This is a genomic window from Pectobacterium jejuense (assembly GCF_026800125.1).
Classification (GTDB): domain Bacteria; phylum Pseudomonadota; class Gammaproteobacteria; order Enterobacterales; family Enterobacteriaceae; genus Pectobacterium; species Pectobacterium jejuense.
Window position 1 is genome coordinate 161,825 of the sequence record NZ_JAPQKX010000007.1, and the last position, 16,921, is coordinate 178,745.

Here is a 16,921-nt window from a genome sequence, read left to right on the forward strand (position 1 = left end):
CGATGAAACTCGAATTTTCTATTTATCGTTACAACCCGGATGTTGACGATGCTCCGCGGATGCAGGATTACCAGCTGGAGGCGGAAGAAGGCCGCGACATGATGCTGCTGGATGCGCTGATGCTGCTGAAAGAGCAAGATCCAACGCTGTCATTCCGTCGTTCCTGCCGTGAAGGCGTCTGCGGTTCCGATGGCGTCAACATGAACGGCAAAAATGGGCTGGCCTGTATTACGCCAGTTTCTGCGTTACGTCGCGGAAACAGCAAAATTGTTATCCGTCCTTTACCTGGATTACCGGTTGTTCGTGATTTGGTAGTGGACATGGGACAGTTCTATGCTCAATATGAGAAAATAAAGCCTTACCTGTTGAATAATGGGAAAAATCCGCCGGCGCGTGAGCATCTGCAATCGCCTGAACAACGTGCCAAGCTGGATGGGTTGTATGAATGCATCATGTGCGCCTGCTGTTCAACGTCTTGCCCGTCGTTCTGGTGGAACCCGGACAAGTTTGTCGGACCCGCGGGGCTGCTGGCAGCGTATCGCTTCCTGATTGACAGTCGCGATACGGAAACCCAGCCACGACTGGACGATCTGGACGATGCGTTCAGCGTCTTCCGCTGCCACGGCATCATGAACTGCGTCAACGTGTGTCCGAAAGGGCTGAACCCGACCAAGGCTATTGGTCATATTAAATCGATGCTGTTGCACCGTAGCGCGTAACGGCTAGTTAGTACGTAACGTGTTATTGCATAAAGATTAAGTAGTAAAACATGTATCTCCCTCTGAAGTTGCTATTCTTCAGAGGGAGCGCAGGAAACCTTTAAAAACCGGCTTACGCGCCCGAACCGGTTTTTAAAGGTTCCTTAGGGGGGATGGATACCCTAAGCGCGTACCGAAGTACGACAAGTGAACCGTTTGTACGGCGAACGATATACGGACACTAATTACATGTTAACCACGGCGAAAACTGAAGCTTATTAGCTTAAGGGATCATGATGCAGAACGGCGCGATGAAGGCCTGGCTGGATTCCTCCTATTTGGCGGGTGCGAATCAGTCCTACATAGAGCAACTCTATGAAGATTTTTTAACCGATCCTGACTCGATCGAACATAGCTGGCGCTCGATCTTCCAGCAATTGCCTACGAGTGGGGTCAAACCGGATCAACTCCATTCCAAAACGCGTGAATATTTCCGCCGTCTGGCGAAAGACTCATCGCGCTTTACCTCGTCAGTCACCGATCCCGATATTGATGCTAAGCAGGTCAAGGTGTTGCAGCTGATCAATGCGTTCCGCTTCCGTGGACATCAGCAAGCTAACCTGGACCCGATCTTCCTGCGTCCGCAGGAACCCGTTGCAGAATTGGATCTGGATTACCACAATCTGACGCAGGATGACTTGCAGGAATCTTTCAACGTGGGGTCTTTTGCCATCGGCAAAGACACCATGAAGCTGGAAGATCTGTATGAAGCACTGAAGCGCACCTACTGCGGTTCTATCGGTGCAGAATATATGCACATGACCAGTACGGAAGAGAAACGTTGGATTCAACAGCGTATCGAATCGGTAATGGGGCAGCCGTCATTTTCTCTCGAAGAAAAGCGTCGTTTCCTGAAAGAATTAACCGCAGCCGAAGGGCTGGAACGTTATCTGGGTGCTAAGTATCCTGGAGCGAAGCGTTTCTCGCTGGAAGGCGGCGATGCACTGGTTCCGATGCTGAAAGAGCTGATTCGCCATGCGGGTGCAAACGATACTCGCGAAGTTGTATTGGGGATGGCACACCGTGGCCGCCTCAACGTGCTGATCAACGTATTGGGCAAAAAATCTCAGGATCTGTTCGACGAGTTCGCTGGCAAGCATAAAGAACACCTCGGTACCGGTGACGTGAAATATCACCAGGGCTTCTCGTCTGAATTCGAGACTGCTGGCGGTCTGGTGCATTTGGCACTGGCGTTCAACCCATCGCATCTGGAGATCGTCAGCCCGGTAGTAACGGGCTCGGTACGTGCGCGTCTCGATCGTCTGAATAGCCAGAGTGGTCCGCGTGTTTTACCTATCACCATTCACGGTGATGCGGCAATCAGCGGTCAGGGCGTGGTGCAGGAACTGCTGAACATGTCGACGGTGCGTGGCTACGAAGTTGGCGGCACACTGCGTATTGTGATCAACAACCGTATTGGCTTTACCACTTCTAACCCGCTGGACATTCGCTCAACCGAATACTGTACCGATATCGGCAAGATGGTGCAGGCACCGATTTTCCACGTTAACGCAGACGACCCGGAAGCGGTGGCGTTTGTTACGCGTCTTGCGCTGGATTTCCGTAATACCTTCAAACGCGATGTGTTCATCGATCTGATTTGTTATCGCCGTCATGGTCATAACGAAGCTGACGAGCCAAGTGCAACGCAGCCGATGATGTACCAGAAGATCAAGAAGCACCCGACGCCGCGTAAGGTATACGCCGATCGTCTGGAGCAGGAAAAATCCATTACGCTGGAAGATGCCACCGAAATGGTCAACCTGTACCGCGATGCGCTGGATGCTGGTGAATGCGTGGTGGAAGAATGGCGTCAGATGGATATGCAGTCCTTTACCTGGACGCCGTATCTGAACCACGAATGGGATGAGCCTTACCCGCACGCAACAGAAATGAAACGCTTGCAGGAACTGGCGAAGCGTATCAGCGAAGTGCCAGAAGGGATTGAAATCCATCCTCGCGTTGCCAAGGTCTATGCTGACCGTGCCGAAATGGCTGCGGGCAACAAACCGTTTGACTGGGGCGGAGCAGAAACACTGGCTTACGCTACGCTGGTCGATGAAGGGCTTCCGATTCGTCTGTCTGGTGAGGACAGCGGTCGCGGTACGTTCTTCCATCGCCATGCTGTTGTACACAACCAGAAAAACGGCTCCAGCTACACGCCGCTGAACCACGTGCATAACGGGCAAGGCGCGTTTAACGTCTGGGACTCCGTATTGTCTGAAGAAGCGATTCTGGCGTTTGAATATGGCTATGCGACCGCAGAACCGCGCACCCTGACCATCTGGGAAGCGCAGTTTGGTGACTTCGCCAACGGTGCGCAGGTCGTTATCGACCAGTTCATCAGCTCCGGTGAGCAGAAGTGGGGCCGGATGTGTGGTCTGGTCATGCTGCTGCCGCACGGTTATGAAGGCCAGGGCCCAGAGCACTCGTCTGCCAGACTGGAACGCTATCTGCAGTTGTGCGCTGAGCAAAATATGCAGGTCTGTATTCCGTCAACGCCTGCGCAGGTTTATCACATGCTTCGCCGTCAGGCGCTGCGCGGTATGCGCCGTCCGCTGGTGGTCATGTCACCGAAATCTCTGCTGCGCCATCCGCTGGCGATTTCTTCACTGGATGAACTGGCAAATGGTTCCTTCCAGCCGGCGATTGGTGAAGTAGAAGAATTAGATCCGGCAGCCGTGAAGCGTGTCGTGCTTTGTTCCGGTAAGGTCTACTATGATTTGGTAGAACAGCGCCGCAAGAACGAGCAAAAGAATGTCGCGATTGTCCGTATCGAACAGCTTTATCCATTCCCGCATCAGGCCGTTCAAGCTGCGCTGGAATCGTTTGCCCATGTTCACGATTTCGTGTGGTGTCAGGAAGAGCCGCTGAATCAGGGAGCCTGGTATTGCAGTCAGCACCATTTCCGTGAAGTGATTCCGTTTGGGGCTTCTTTACGTTACGCAGGACGCCCGGCGTCTGCATCACCCGCCGTTGGCTATATGTCCGTACACCAGAAACAACAGCAAGATCTGGTCGATGACGCGCTGAACGTTGATTAAATAAAAGGATAGATAATGAGTAGCGTAGATATTCATGTTCCCGACCTGCCTGAATCCGTCGCTGACGCCACCGTTGCTACCTGGCATAAAAAGCCAGGCGATAGCGTCCAGCGCGATGAAGTACTGGTTGAAATTGAAACTGATAAAGTTGTACTGGAAGTTCCTGCCTCTGAAGCTGGCATTTTGGATGCCGTGCTGGAAGAGGAAGGCGCGACAGTAACGTCTCGCCAACTGCTGGGCCGCATTCGTCGTGGCGACAGCTCTGGTAAAGAAACCAGCGAGAAATCACAAAGCAAAGAATCAACACCGGCACAGCGTCATACTGCTGGGCTGGAAGAAGAGAACAGCGACGCACTTAGCCCGGCGATCCGCCGTCTGATTGCAGAGCACGATCTCGATGCTTCTGCTATCAAAGGCAGCGGCGTAGGTGGTCGAATTACCCGTGAAGACGTGGATAAGCATTTGGCTGCCCAGAAGACAGAGTCTGGTAAAGCGCCTAAGTCCGAAGCGCCAGCCGCTTCTCCGGCACCGGCTCTGGGCGCGCGCAGCGAAAAACGCGTACCGATGACGCGCCTGCGTAAGCGTGTTGCAGAGCGTCTGCTGGAAGCGAAAAACAGCACGGCAATGTTGACGACGTTCAACGAAATCAACATGCAGCCAATCATGGATCTGCGCAAGCAGTACGGCGACGCATTTGAGAAGCGTCACGGTGTGCGTCTGGGCTTCATGTCCTTCTACATCAAAGCTGTGGTCGAAGCGCTGAAGCGTTATCCAGAAGTGAATGCCTCTATTGATGGCGAAGATGTGGTTTACCACAACTACTTCGATGTCAGCATCGCGGTATCTACCCCGCGTGGTCTGGTGACGCCAGTGCTGCGTGATGTGGATGCGCTGGGCATGGCCGACATCGAGAAGCGTATCAAAGAACTGGCCGTGAAAGGCCGTGACGGCAAACTGACGGTTGAAGAACTGCTGGGTGGTAATTTCACCATTACCAACGGCGGCGTCTTTGGCTCTCTGATGTCTACCCCAATCATCAACCCACCGCAGAGTGCGATTCTGGGTATGCACGCCATTAAAGATCGTCCGATGGCGGTTGATGGTCAGGTCGTTATTCTGCCGATGATGTATCTGGCGCTGTCTTACGATCACCGTTTGGTTGACGGCCGTGAGTCCGTTGGCTTCCTGGTGACAGTGAAAGAGATGCTGGAAGATCCAGCGCGTCTGCTGTTAGACGTGTAGTCCGACAGATAGGCTCTCGGGCGGATAACCCTGACGGTTGCCGCCCGAAACGATATACCAGATTATGTGCTATGCAGGCCGTTTTTTCTCAACGGCGTTATCCAAATATATCAGAGAGTTAATGGCGCTTTTCTCTACCGAAAGATTCGGTGATGAAAAACCGTCTGCCGACTTATCTCCAAACCTAAATGGATAGAACATCATGAATTTACACGAGTATCAGGCAAAACAACTCTTTGCTCGATATGGTTTACCGGCACCGACCGGCTATGCCTGTACCACACCGCGTGAAGCGGAAGAAGCCGCGTCTAAAATTGGTGCGGGTCCGTGGGTCGTAAAATGTCAGGTTCACGCAGGCGGTCGCGGTAAAGCGGGCGGCGTTAAAGTCGTCAGCAATAAAGAAGATATCCGCGCCTTTGCTGAAAACTGGCTGGGTAAAAAACTCGTTACTTATCAAACTGACGCACAGGGTCAGCCGGTTCATCAGATCCTGGTTGAAGCCGCAACGGATATCGACAAAGAGCTTTATCTGGGCGCGGTTGTTGACCGTGGCACGCGTCGCGTGGTGTTCATGGCGTCCACTGAAGGTGGCGTAGAAATTGAAAAAGTGGCGGAAGAAACGCCGGAGCTAATTCATAAAGCAGCGATCGATCCACTGGTAGGCCCACAGCCTTATCAGGGCCGTGAATTGGCTTTCAAACTGGGCTTAAGCGGTAAGCAAGTGGCTCAGTTCACCAAAATCTTCATGGGGCTGGCGACGCTGTTCCTGGAGCGCGATCTGGCGCTGGTAGAAATCAACCCGCTGGTTATCACCAAGCAGGGCGATCTTATCTGCCTGGATGGTAAACTGGGTGCGGACGGCAATGCCCTGTTCCGTCAGCCTGAGCTGCGTGAAATGCGCGACCCAAGTCAGGAAGATTCCCGTGAAGCGCATGCGGCACAGTGGGAACTGAACTATGTCGCACTGGACGGCAACATTGGCTGTATGGTCAACGGTGCTGGTCTGGCGATGGGCACGATGGACATCGTGAAACTGCACGGCGGTTCTCCTGCTAACTTCCTTGATGTTGGCGGCGGCGCGACGAAAGAACGTGTTACTGAAGCGTTCAAAATCATCCTGTCTGACGACAAGGTCAAAGCCGTCTTTGTTAACATCTTTGGTGGCATCGTACGTTGCGATTTGATCGCTGACGGCATCATCGGCGCCGTAGCCGAAGTGGGTGTTAACGTACCGGTTGTTGTACGTCTTGAAGGAAACAATGCGGAACTGGGTGCCAAGAAACTGGCGGATAGCGGCCTGAATATTATTGCCGCGACCAGCCTGACGGGTGCAGCTCAGCAGGTTGTTGCAGCAGTGGGGGATAAATAATGTCCATTCTGATTAATAAAAATACCAAAGTTATCTGTCAGGGTTTTACCGGTAGTCAGGGGACATTCCACTCTGAGCAAGCACTTGCTTACGGTACGCAAATGGTCGGCGGTGTGACGCCGGGTAAAGGCGGCACGGAACATCTGGGTCTGCCTGTATTTAATACGGTACGTGAAGCGGTAGAAGCGACGGGCGCAACGGCATCCGTTATCTACGTTCCCGCTCCGTTCTGTAAAGACTCCATTCTGGAAGCGATTGACGCAGGTATCGAGCTGATCATCTGTATCACCGAAGGTATCCCGACGCTGGATATGCTGACGGTGAAAGTGAAACTCGACCAGAGCGGTGTGCGGATGATCGGTCCGAACTGCCCAGGTGTGATCACGCCGGGCGAATGTAAGATCGGTATTATGCCGGGCCATATTCACCTGCCGGGTAAAGTGGGTATCGTTTCTCGTTCCGGTACCCTGACGTATGAAGCTGTGAAGCAAACGACCGATGCTGGTCTGGGTCAGTCCAGCTGTGTGGGTATCGGCGGCGACCCGATCCCAGGTTCTAACTTCATCGATATCCTGAAGCTGTTTGAGCAGGATCCGCAGACGGAAGCCATCGTGATGATCGGTGAAATCGGCGGTACGGCGGAAGAAGAAGCGGCTGCCTACATTAAAGAGCACGTGACGAAGCCGGTTGTCGGCTACATCGCGGGTGTGACTGCACCGAAAGGTAAGCGCATGGGCCACGCTGGCGCCATCATCGCAGGCGGTAAAGGTACCGCTGACGATAAGTTCGCAGCGTTAGAAGCGGCGGGTGTTAAAACCGTTCGCAGCCTGGCGGATATCGGCGATGCAGTAAAAGCGATATTATCGCGTTAATCGATTATTCGATTAAACATTCTAGCCACCTTCGGGTGGCTTTTTTTATTCCAATTTGGCTTCCGAGGTTAATTGGCATAACTGAATTGCGCATGACTTTTTTTGGGTTTTATTGGATAATTCGCGCGCCTGAAAAAGCGATGAGTGATAAACAGAAATGATGATTATCTCATTGGGTTTGTATAAACAGGGAATGATTAATTAATTTGCCTTAAGGGGATGTTGTGTGAAAGGAAATATAAAAGCGCTGATTTTGGCATTATCTGCATTTACCTGCGCGGCCAGCGCACAGTCTATTAATATTGAAGTGCTCAGTGCGACAGTTAAAGATAAAAAGATTGATGGTGCCGCTGTGATTCTACAGAAGAATGGTGCGCAGTCAGTGACCGCACGCTCTGATGTCGCAGGCCGTGCGGCGCTTAACGCGCCGTTCGAGGTGGATCAGGACAGTCTGCTGATCATTAAAAAAGAAGGGTATTCCGATCTGGTGGTGAAATGCCCGTGTGATGGAATGACTTATGCTATTAGTCCGGTAATGAAAAGTCTGGATGGCATGAGAATTGTATTAACCTGGGGTGAAAGACCTTTCGATTTAGATTCTCATCTTATTTATCCGGATAATCATATTTATTTCCAATACAAGAAAGGACGCGATGCCAATCTTGATGTGGATGATACCGATAGCTTTGGGCCGGAAACTATCACCATTGATAAAAAGCGTTTAGGTGAAAGTTATATTTATGCTGTTCATGATTATACGAACGGTGATAAGGCTAATTCATCAGCGCTTTCAGCAAGTCGTGCAAAAGTATTTGTCTATGTTGGCAGCTCACAGGTACGTTCATATTCCGTCCCACTGAATAAGACAGGGAATATCTGGACGGTTTTCCGTCTTAACCCTAACGGTGACTTTGAAGATATCAATGCCGTTGGCGAGGCCGATTTCTCAAAAGCGAAGGATGGTAATGCGTTGCCAATGGTGCTGAACCCGGCGCAAACTGCAGTTTCCGTTACCGGGAATACTGCGCTGGCAAAAAGCCTCAATCGCGACGGTGAAGCCGCCTATGGGCGCGGTGAGCTAGAGCAGGCCACCACACTGTTCCTGGCCGCGATCGATCAGGACAGCGCGTTTGGTCAGGCATATAGCAACCTGGGCCTGACCTATCAAAAACGCGGCAACATTGCCGAAGCCATTTGGGCCAACCGTAAAGCGATTGCATTGGCAAATGGTAGCAACGCGGCAACCACACGTGCCAGTTCGTACTACAACATTGCAAAAATCTACGAGAATGCGGGTCAGTTCAGCGATGCACTCCAGCACTATGAGCTTGCAAAAAGCGAGAAAAGTAACACGGTTTACGATAACGCCATTGAACGGATGAAAGCGAAGAAGTAAATCGCAGCATCTTGCTACGTGTCACTTAACCTGTAACCACAGCGGAGGCCTTTTGGTCTCCGCTTTGGCATGGAGCGTGACAAATCGGCGGCGCACTGGGGAAGGGCAGGGGAGTTCACTGTCATTTGATAAGAAATACCGTGTCGTTGTCGGCAATAAAAAATAAAAATTTGACATAAAATAGAAGATAAAAAATGCATGTGAATAATCGATAACGGAAAGTAAAAATTATATTGCTGAATTAATTTTAATTAAACCTAAAAGTCACATTGTATTAACAATGAGTGTAATAAGGAAATTAATGCAACGCGACAATCACGAGAAAAGCGTTAAATTGTTTTAGATCAAAAAACGCCTCTGGATATAATTTCTGAAATAGGCTTAAATTGCGCGAGGTCAATTATCGTCTTTCGCGTCGTTTAGTGGAAAAGTTGATTTGAAGCCAAAAACCTAGTCTGGGTCACGTAAAAACCTATTTATTGTAGGGGATTACAGGCGTAATATACGGCTACCTCCCTATGGGGTACGCGATTTGTAATACTTGTGATTTATCTTGAGCTTGCTGTCGGGGTATCGCGATGCGACTGCCCTGGTGAACGGTATTTCTAGCGTTCATTACAGCCTGTGTTAAAGCAATTCTTGTTGTGTTCTTTTTGGGTGTAATGGCCGGATGTTTGGCGGCTTGTCAGCGTTTGCAAGCTAATCCCTTCCTGCGAGGAGCAAGGAGTCAAAATGTTTGATGTAGTCGAACTGTCACGTTTACAGTTTGCCTTAACTGCAATGTACCATTTTCTATTCGTACCATTAACGCTGGGGATGGCGTTTTTGCTGGCGATTATGGAAACGGTATATGTGCTGTCCGGCAAACAAATCTATAAAGATATGACCAAATTCTGGGGCAAGTTATTTGCAATTAACTTTGCTCTGGGGGTCGCTACCGGATTGACCATGGAGTTTCAATTCGGGACCAACTGGTCATATTTCTCTCACTACGTCGGGGATATTTTCGGCGCGCCGCTAGCGATTGAAGGCCTGATGGCATTCTTCCTGGAATCGACCTTTGTTGGCTTGTTCTTCTTCGGCTGGGACCGTTTAGGAAAAGTGCAGCATATGGCCGTGACCTGGCTGGTCGCACTGGGCTCTAACTTCTCTGCACTGTGGATTCTGGTTGCCAATGGCTGGATGCAGAACCCCATCGCATCGGATTTCAATTTCGAAACCATGCGTATGGAAATGGTGAGCTTCGCCGATCTGGTACTGAACCCGGTTGCTCAGGTGAAATTCGTTCACACGGTAGCGGCAGGTTACTGTACGGGTGCGATGTTCATTCTGGGTGTCAGTTCTTACTATCTGCTGAAAGGCCGTGACATTGCGTTTGCCAAGCGTTCATTCGCTATCGCAGCAAGCTTCGGTATGGCTGCTGTCCTGTCCGTTATTGTACTGGGTGATGAATCCGGTTATGAAATGGGTGACGTACAGAAAACCAAACTGGCGGCCATTGAAGCAGAATGGGAAACGCAACCCGCACCGGCATCCTTTACGCTGATCGGCATCCCCAATCAGGATACGATGGAAAATAACTATGCCATCAAGATCCCTTACGCTCTGGGGCTCATTGCCACGCGTTCTACTGACAAAGAAGTAACGGGTCTGAAAGAACTGCTGGTGATGCATGAAGTGCGTATTCGCAATGGTATGAAGGCTTACCAGTTGCTGGAAGAATTACGCGCGGGCAACACCGACCCGGCAGTAAAAGAAGCGTTCGATCAAGCTAAGCAGGATCTGGGCTATGGTTTGCTGCTGAAACGCTATACGCCGAAAGTCTCTGATGCGACAGAAACGCAGATTCAACAGGCTGTTAAAGATTCTATCCCGCGTGTTGCACCGCTGTATTTCTCTTTCCGTATCATGGTGGGCTGCGGCATTCTGATGCTGTTAATCATCGGCCTGTCTTTCTGGACCGTTCTGCGCAACAAAATTGGTCAAAAACGTTGGCTGCTCCGTACGGCGTTGTACGGTATTCCGTTGCCGTGGATTGCTATCGAAGCCGGCTGGTTTGTGGCTGAATACGGCCGTCAGCCTTGGGCTATCGGTGAGATTCTGCCGACAGCCGTTGCGACGTCATCACTGACCGCAGGGGATATTCTGTTCTCCATGGGGCTGATCTGTGGTCTGTATACGCTCTTCCTGATTGCAGAAATGTATCTGATGTTCAAATTCGCACGTCTGGGGCCAAGCAGCCTGAAAACAGGGCGCTACCATTTTGAACAACCTATAGCGGCTGCGCAGGAAGCACGGTAAACAGGAGTCCACTATGTTTGAATATGAAGTCTTACGTTTTATCTGGTGGCTGTTGATCGGTATTTTGCTGATTGGCTTCGCTATCACTGATGGTTTTGACATGGGCGTGGGCATTCTGGTGCGTCTGATGGGACGTGGTGATACCGAGCGTCGCGTCATGATTAACAGCATTGCGCCGCACTGGGACGGTAACCAGGTTTGGCTGATCACCGCCGGTGGTGCGCTGTTTGCTGCCTGGCCGATGGTTTACGCTGCGGCGTTCTCCGGTTTCTACATTGCCATGATTCTGGTGCTGGCCTCGTTGTTCTTCCGTCCTGTCGGCTTCGATTACCGTTCAAAAATCGAAGATCCGCGCTGGCGTGGCATGTGGGACTGGGGCATCTTCATCGGTAGCTTTGTCCCACCGGTAGTGATTGGTGTGGCATTTGGTAACCTGTTGCAGGGCGTGCCGTTCCACGTCGATGAATATCTGCGCCTGTACTACACCGGAAACTTCTTCCAACTGCTGAATCCGTTTGGCCTGTTGGCTGGTGTAGTTAGCCTGACGATGATCCTGACTCAGGGGGCAACCTACCTGATGATGCGTACCACGGGCGACCTGCACGTGCGTTCCAAATCCGCTGCGCAGATTTCCGCGCTGGTGATGATGGTGACGTTTGCTCTGGCTGGCGTATGGGTTGTTTACGGTATTGATGGTTATGTGGTGACGTCTGCGATTAACACTGCGGCTGAGTCTAACCCGCTGCGTAAAGAAGTCGTTCAGCAGGCAGGTGCCTGGTTGGTCAACTTCAATAACCATCCGGTATTGTGGGCTATCCCTGTTCTGGGCGTAGTGCTGCCAGTTCTGACTACCCTTATGGCGCGCGCAGAGAAAGGGGCCTGGGCATTCCTGTTCTCCTCTCTGACTATCGCTTGTGTGATTCTGACCGCAGGGATCGCTATGTTCCCGTTCATCATGCCGTCAGTGACTGTGCCTAACGTTAGCTTGACGGTATGGGATGCGACATCAAGCCTGCTGACGCTGAAAGTCATGACAGTGGTTGCGATGATTTTCGTTCCTATCGTGCTGTCTTATACCGCATGGTGTTACTACAAGATGTTCGGTCGCATTACCAAAGAGCAGATTGAGCAAAACACTCACTCTATGTACTAAGTAAGGAGCTTAATTTATGTGGTATTTTGCCTGGATACTCGGAACGCTTCTTGCTTGCTCACTGGGGATCATCACGGCCCTGGCTATTGAGCAGAGTGAGGCAAGCAAAGCGGCTGAAGAAGATAAGCAATGAGTGATCTGGTCGATAAACTCTATCGCCTGATGGATAAGAGCCCATTAAGGGCTCTTTCCCTTATCATGGCGTTGCTGCTGGCTGGCTGTGTGTTCTGGGATCCGACGCGCTTTGCGGCGCGGACCAGTGAGCTCGCGGTTTGGCAGGGGCTGCTGTTGATTTGGGCCGTTTGCGCTGGCGTTGTTCATGGCGTTGGTTTTCGTCCACATCGCCTGCTCTGGCGCGCGTTTTTCGCACCACTTCCCGCCTTTGTGATCCTGTGCGCAGGATTGTACTATTTCTTCGGCTAAAATAGCCTCCTATTCCATTTAGTTATGGGTTGCTTGCAGCCCATAATTATTTTCTTTCCGTTGTCACAATCCATTCCAAACCTCATTTCTCTTGCGTATAGTAGCGAGGTTTAATGCATTACTGGGATGTAGAGTGAGTAATTCGTTGTTTCGCTGGCCAGTTCGAGTCTACTTTGAAGACACTGATGCAGGTGGCGTTGTCTACCACGCTCGCTATGTTGCCTTTTATGAAAGGGCAAGAACCGAGGCGTTGCGTGAGCGCAACTTTCACCAGCAAGCCTTGCTAAGTGAGCATGTCGCGTTTGCTGTTCGTCGGATGACGGTGGAGTATCTTGCTCCTGCGCGCCTCGACGACATGCTGGAAGTGCAGAGCGAGATTATCTCGCTGCGTGGCGCTTCTATGACTTTCGCCCAGCGTATTCTCAATGCTCATGGTACCCTGCTAAGCCATGCTGAAGTTTTGATCGCATGCATCGATCCACATCAAATGAAGCCAATTGCGCTTCCTAAGTCTATTGTCGCGGAGTTCAAGCAGTGACTGACATGAACGTTTTTGATTTGTTCCTGAAGGCAAGCCTTCTGGTCAAACTAATCATGCTGATTTTAATCTGTTTTTCTATCGCTTCCTGGGCGATCATTATTCAACGTACCCGAATTCTGAACTCGGCGACGCGTGAGGCTGAAGCGTTCGAGGACAAATTTTGGTCGGGCATCGAACTGTCGCGCCTCTATCAGGAAAGTCAGACTCGTCGCGATAGCCTGACGGGCACTGAACAAATCTTCCATTCAGGTTTCAAAGAATTTGCACGGTTGCATCGTGCCAACAGCCATGCGCCGGAAGCCGTAGTGGAAGGGGCATCCCGTGCAATGCGTATTTCAATGAATCGTGAGTTGGAAACGCTGGAAACACACATTCCCTTTTTGGGAACCGTTGGTTCTATCAGCCCGTATATCGGCCTGTTCGGTACCGTTTGGGGAATTATGCATGCCTTCATCGCGCTGGGCGCAGTGAAGCAGGCAACCTTGCAAATGGTTGCCCCTGGTATTGCCGAAGCCTTGATTGCAACGGCAATTGGCCTGTTTGCGGCGATCCCTGCGGTCATGGCGTATAACCGTCTTAGCCTGCGGGTGGGTAAACTGGAGCAGAACTACGACAACTTTACGGAAGAGTTCATCGCTATCCTGCACCGTCAGGCGTTCTCCAGCGACAACAGCAAGTAATCAGGGGGGATCATGGCACGAGTACGCAGAGGCCGTCGTGAGCTGAAATCCGAGATCAACATTGTCCCGTTACTGGACGTGCTGTTGGTGCTGTTGCTGATTTTTATGGCGACAGCGCCGATTATTACGCAGAGCGTTGAGGTGGATCTCCCGGATGCGACCGACTCAAAAACGGTCTCCAGCAATGACAATCCGCCCGTGATCGTAGAGGTTTCAGGCATAGGGCAATATAGCCTGGTTGTTGAACAAAACCGTATGGAGCAGCTTCCGGCAGAGCAGGTGGTTGCTGAAGCGCAATCACGGCTGTCAACCAATCCCAAGACGGTCTTTTTGATTGGTGGCGCGAAGGATGTTCCTTATGATGAGATCATTAAAGCGTTGAATTTGTTGCATCAGGCTGGCGTAAAATCCGTTGGTTTGATGACACAACCGATTTAAATGAGCGCATCACGGTAATGATCGTTAAGCCTATTTCTGGCAACACTGTTTTTGGGAATCGCTTGTGCTAAAGGCAAACGAACAAAACGATAAGCTGAAACGCGCCGTTATTATCTCGGCTGTTTTGCACATCATACTGATTGCTTTGCTGCTTTGGAGTTCGTCGACGCAAACGATGGATGCCAGCGGGGGCGGCGGGGGCTCGTCAATTGATGCCGTCATGGTCGATCCGAGCGCGGTGGTAGAGCAGTATAACCGCCAACAGCAGCAGCAAACTGATGCGAAACGTTCTGAACAGCAGCGTCAAAAGCAGGCTGAACGGCAGGCCGAAGAGCTTCAGCAGAAGCAAGCGGCTGAACAGCAGCGGCTGAAAGAGCTGGAGAAAGAGCGTCTGCAAGCGCAGGAAGAGGCGAAAAAGCAGGCTCAGGAGCAGGCTGAACAGCGTAAGCAGTCTGAAGCGGCCGCTCAGCAGGCAAAAGAACAACAGAAGCAAGCCGAAGCTGCAGCGGCAAAAGCGAAGGCCGAAGCTGAACAACAGGCAAAAGCGGCGGCAGAGGCTAAGAAAAAAGCGGAAGACGAAGCGAAGAAACAAGCTGCTGCGGCCGCTGCTGCCAAGAAGCAGGCGGAAGAAGAGGCTAAAGAAAAAGCGGCTGAAGCCGCCAAGCAGAAGGCAGCAGAAACCGCTAAAGCAGAAGCAGCAAAAGCAGCCGCAGAGGCTGAACAAGCTAAACAAAAAGCAGCAGCCGAGGCCGCTAAGCAAAAAGCCGACGCTGAAGCCGCGAAGAAAGCAGAAGCTGCAGCTGCGGCTAAGAAAGCCGCTGATGAGAAAAAGAAAGCGGCAGCAGAGGCTGCTAAGCAGGAAAGCGCCGTTGATGATTTGCTGGGCGGACTGGCTTCATCGAAAAATGCGCCGAAGTCTGGCGGTGGTGCACCTGCGGGCACAGGTAACAATAAGAAGAGCGGTGCATCAGGTGCAGCGCTTGATAGCTATGGTAGTCAGGTGCGTTCCGCCATTCAGAGCAAGTTTTATGACTGGCAGCTCTACAAAGGGCGCACCTGTACGTTACGGATTAAGCTGGCGCCAGATGGTCTGCTGATTGACGTCACTGCTGAAGGCGGCGATCCGGCGTTATGTCAGGCGGCGATTGCGGCTGCCAAACAGGCCAGAATACCGAAGCCACCAAGTCCAGAGGTTTATGAGGCTTTCAAAAATGCGCCGATAGACTTTAAACCGCAGTAACCGGGCTGTTTACCCAATAGATTTAAGATTATTACGATGGTAAATAAACCAGGTTATGTTGTTTTGTTGACATTGGTTTGTTTTTGTTAAAATTCTGCTAATTTATCGTAGACTTCGCGTCTGGATAAGGGAGATGAGATGAAGCAAGTACTGAAAGTTGCATTAAGCTTTTTAATGCTGTGGACTGCGGTTGTTCACGCGGAAGTACGTATAGAGATTACCCAAGGGGTAGACTCTGCACGTCCTATCGGTGTGGTTCCGTTCAAATGGGCAGGCCCGGGCGCGGCTCCTGAAGACGTCGGCGGCATCGTGGGTGCTGACTTGCGCAACAGTGGCAAATTCAACCCGATCGACGCAAACCGTATGCCTCAGCAACCTGCAACAGCATCCGAAGTGACGCCTGCTGCATGGACGGCGTTGGGCATCGATGCGGTTGTTGTTGGTCAGGTTCAACCGAGTGCTGATGGCAGCTATCTGGTTTCTTACCAGCTCGTCGATACCTCCGGTAACCCAGGTAACGTATTGGCGCAGAACCAGTTCAAAGTGACCAAACAGTGGTTGCGCTATGCTGCGCACACCGCCAGTGATGAAGTGTTTGAAAAACTGAGTGGTATCAAAGGTGCGTTCCGTACCCGTATCGCTTACGTTGTTCAGACCAACGGTGGTCAGTTCCCTTATGAACTGCGCGTTGCCGACTACGACGGTTACAACCAGTTTGTGGTTCACCGCTCACCACAGCCTCTGATGTCTCCGGCCTGGTCCGCAGACGGCAGTAAGCTTGCCTATGTAACATTTGAAAGCGGCCGCTCTGCGCTGGTTATTCAGACGCTGGCAAATGGTGCAATCCGTCAGGTTGCTTCTTTCCCACGTCACAACGGTGCGCCTTCTTTCTCTCCTGATGGCAGCAAGTTGGCGTTCGCGCTGTCTAAGAGCGGTAGCCTGAATCTGTATGTGATGAATCTGGGATCTGGACAAATCAGCCAGGTGACCGATGGTCGCAGTAATAACACGGAACCAACCTGGTTCCCAGACAGCCAGACCTTGGCCTATACTTCAGACCAGGCTGGTCGTCCGCAGGTTTATAAAGTGAATGCTAACGGTGGCGCGCCACAGCGTCTGACCTGGGAAGGTTCTCAGAATCAGGACTCCGATGTGAGCGCCGACGGGAAATTTTTGGTAACGGTGAGCTCGAATGGTGGGGCTCAGCATATTTCCAAACTGGATCTGGTAACGGGTGCCGTACAAGTATTAACGGACACGTTCCTGGACGAAACGCCAAGTATCGCACCGAATGGCACGATGGTGATCTACAGTTCCAAACAAGGGCTGGGTTCAGTGCTACAGTTGGTTTCGACAGATGGGCGTTTCAAAGCGCGTCTTCCGGCTACTGATGGACAGGTTAAATTCCCTGCCTGGTCGCCGTATCTATAAGTACAGACATGTACAATAAACTCGTCAAAGGAC

15 protein-coding genes are annotated in these 16,921 nt (G+C 51.4%); all 15 read left to right on the forward strand.

Features of this window, described 5'->3' with window-relative positions:
* Positions 1-2: 2 nt before the first annotated feature.
* The 15 genes from NXT09_RS14460 to tolB all read left to right on the forward strand — a co-directional run bounded on the left by NXT09_RS14460 (position 3) and on the right by tolB (position 16,888).
* Complete coding sequence (locus NXT09_RS14460) at positions 3-719, forward strand: succinate dehydrogenase iron-sulfur subunit (protein ID WP_010285000.1); 717 nt, start codon at positions 3-5, stop codon at positions 717-719.
* A 275-nt stretch (positions 720-994) separates the two neighbouring features.
* Positions 995-3,802, forward strand: coding sequence for a 2-oxoglutarate dehydrogenase E1 component (sucA, locus tag NXT09_RS14465; RefSeq protein ID WP_240585686.1), 2,808 nt, complete (start codon positions 995-997; stop codon positions 3,800-3,802).
* A 15-nt stretch (positions 3,803-3,817) separates the two neighbouring features.
* A complete protein-coding gene (gene odhB / locus NXT09_RS14470) occupies positions 3,818-5,044 on the forward strand; it encodes a 2-oxoglutarate dehydrogenase complex dihydrolipoyllysine-residue succinyltransferase (protein WP_205552575.1) in 1,227 nt (408 codons plus the stop codon).
* Positions 5,045-5,246: 202 nt separating this feature from the next.
* Positions 5,247-6,413, forward strand: coding sequence for an ADP-forming succinate--CoA ligase subunit beta (gene sucC / locus NXT09_RS14475; RefSeq protein WP_010299192.1), 1,167 nt, complete (start codon positions 5,247-5,249; stop codon positions 6,411-6,413).
* Entirely contained in the window at positions 6,413-7,285 is an 873-nt protein-coding gene (sucD, locus tag NXT09_RS14480; RefSeq protein WP_010285005.1) for a succinate--CoA ligase subunit alpha, read from the forward strand. Before sucC ends, sucD begins: the two co-directional genes overlap by 1 nt.
* A gap of 226 nt (positions 7,286-7,511) precedes the next feature.
* Complete coding sequence (locus NXT09_RS14485; protein WP_370690957.1) at positions 7,512-8,681, forward strand: YfaP family protein; 1,170 nt, start codon at positions 7,512-7,514, stop codon at positions 8,679-8,681.
* Positions 8,682-9,413: 732 nt separating this feature from the next.
* Positions 9,414-10,982, forward strand: coding sequence for a cytochrome ubiquinol oxidase subunit I (cydA, locus tag NXT09_RS14490; protein WP_205552573.1), 1,569 nt, complete (start codon positions 9,414-9,416; stop codon positions 10,980-10,982).
* A 13-nt stretch (positions 10,983-10,995) separates the two neighbouring features.
* Positions 10,996-12,135, forward strand: coding sequence for a cytochrome d ubiquinol oxidase subunit II (gene cydB, locus NXT09_RS14495; protein WP_201878472.1), 1,140 nt, complete (start codon positions 10,996-10,998; stop codon positions 12,133-12,135).
* Positions 12,136-12,151: 16 nt separating this feature from the next.
* A complete protein-coding gene (gene cydX / locus NXT09_RS14500; protein WP_011092952.1) occupies positions 12,152-12,268 on the forward strand; it encodes a cytochrome bd-I oxidase subunit CydX in 117 nt (38 codons plus the stop codon).
* A complete protein-coding gene (ybgE, locus tag NXT09_RS14505) occupies positions 12,265-12,558 on the forward strand; it encodes a cyd operon protein YbgE (RefSeq protein ID WP_010285015.1) in 294 nt (97 codons plus the stop codon). The genes cydX and ybgE overlap by 4 nt, the downstream gene beginning before the upstream one ends.
* 133 nt (positions 12,559-12,691) lie before the next feature.
* Entirely contained in the window at positions 12,692-13,096 is a 405-nt protein-coding gene (gene ybgC / locus NXT09_RS14510) for a tol-pal system-associated acyl-CoA thioesterase (protein WP_010285019.1), read from the forward strand.
* Positions 13,093-13,779 carry a Tol-Pal system protein TolQ gene (gene tolQ, locus NXT09_RS14515; protein ID WP_039275589.1) on the forward strand — a complete coding sequence of 229 codons (687 nt, stop codon included), beginning with the start codon at positions 13,093-13,095 and terminating at the stop codon, positions 13,777-13,779. Before ybgC ends, tolQ begins: the two co-directional genes overlap by 4 nt.
* A 12-nt stretch (positions 13,780-13,791) precedes the next feature.
* Positions 13,792-14,217 (forward strand): colicin uptake protein TolR, encoded by a 426-nt coding sequence (gene tolR, locus NXT09_RS14520; protein WP_010285025.1) that lies wholly within the window; start codon positions 13,792-13,794, stop codon positions 14,215-14,217.
* Positions 14,218-14,281: 64 nt separating this feature from the next.
* Positions 14,282-15,457, forward strand: coding sequence for a cell envelope integrity protein TolA (tolA, locus tag NXT09_RS14525; RefSeq protein WP_268580117.1), 1,176 nt, complete (start codon positions 14,282-14,284; stop codon positions 15,455-15,457).
* Positions 15,458-15,595: 138 nt separating this feature from the next.
* Entirely contained in the window at positions 15,596-16,888 is a 1,293-nt protein-coding gene (gene tolB / locus NXT09_RS14530) for a Tol-Pal system beta propeller repeat protein TolB (RefSeq protein ID WP_010285308.1), read from the forward strand.
* Positions 16,889-16,921 lie beyond the last annotated feature (33 nt).

Excerpts from the sequence above, each read along its gene's own strand:
- NXT09_RS14460 (WP_010285000.1), top strand. The coding sequence starts at position 3 with ATGAAACTCGAATTTTCTATTTATCGTTACAACCCGGATGTTGACGAT.
- sucA (WP_240585686.1), top strand. The coding sequence starts at position 995 with ATGCAGAACGGCGCGATGAAGGCCTGGCTGGATTCCTCCTATTTGGCG.
- odhB (WP_205552575.1), top strand. The coding sequence starts at position 3,818 with ATGAGTAGCGTAGATATTCATGTTCCCGACCTGCCTGAATCCGTCGCT.
- sucC (WP_010299192.1), top strand. The coding sequence starts at position 5,247 with ATGAATTTACACGAGTATCAGGCAAAACAACTCTTTGCTCGATATGGT.
- sucD (WP_010285005.1), top strand. The coding sequence starts at position 6,413 with ATGTCCATTCTGATTAATAAAAATACCAAAGTTATCTGTCAGGGTTTT.
- cydA (WP_205552573.1), top strand. The coding sequence starts at position 9,414 with ATGTTTGATGTAGTCGAACTGTCACGTTTACAGTTTGCCTTAACTGCA.
- cydB (WP_201878472.1), top strand. The coding sequence starts at position 10,996 with ATGTTTGAATATGAAGTCTTACGTTTTATCTGGTGGCTGTTGATCGGT.
- cydX (WP_011092952.1), top strand. The coding sequence starts at position 12,152 with ATGTGGTATTTTGCCTGGATACTCGGAACGCTTCTTGCTTGCTCACTG.
- ybgE (WP_010285015.1), top strand. The coding sequence starts at position 12,265 with ATGAGTGATCTGGTCGATAAACTCTATCGCCTGATGGATAAGAGCCCA.
- tolR (WP_010285025.1), top strand. The coding sequence starts at position 13,792 with ATGGCACGAGTACGCAGAGGCCGTCGTGAGCTGAAATCCGAGATCAAC.
- tolB (WP_010285308.1), top strand. The coding sequence starts at position 15,596 with ATGAAGCAAGTACTGAAAGTTGCATTAAGCTTTTTAATGCTGTGGACT.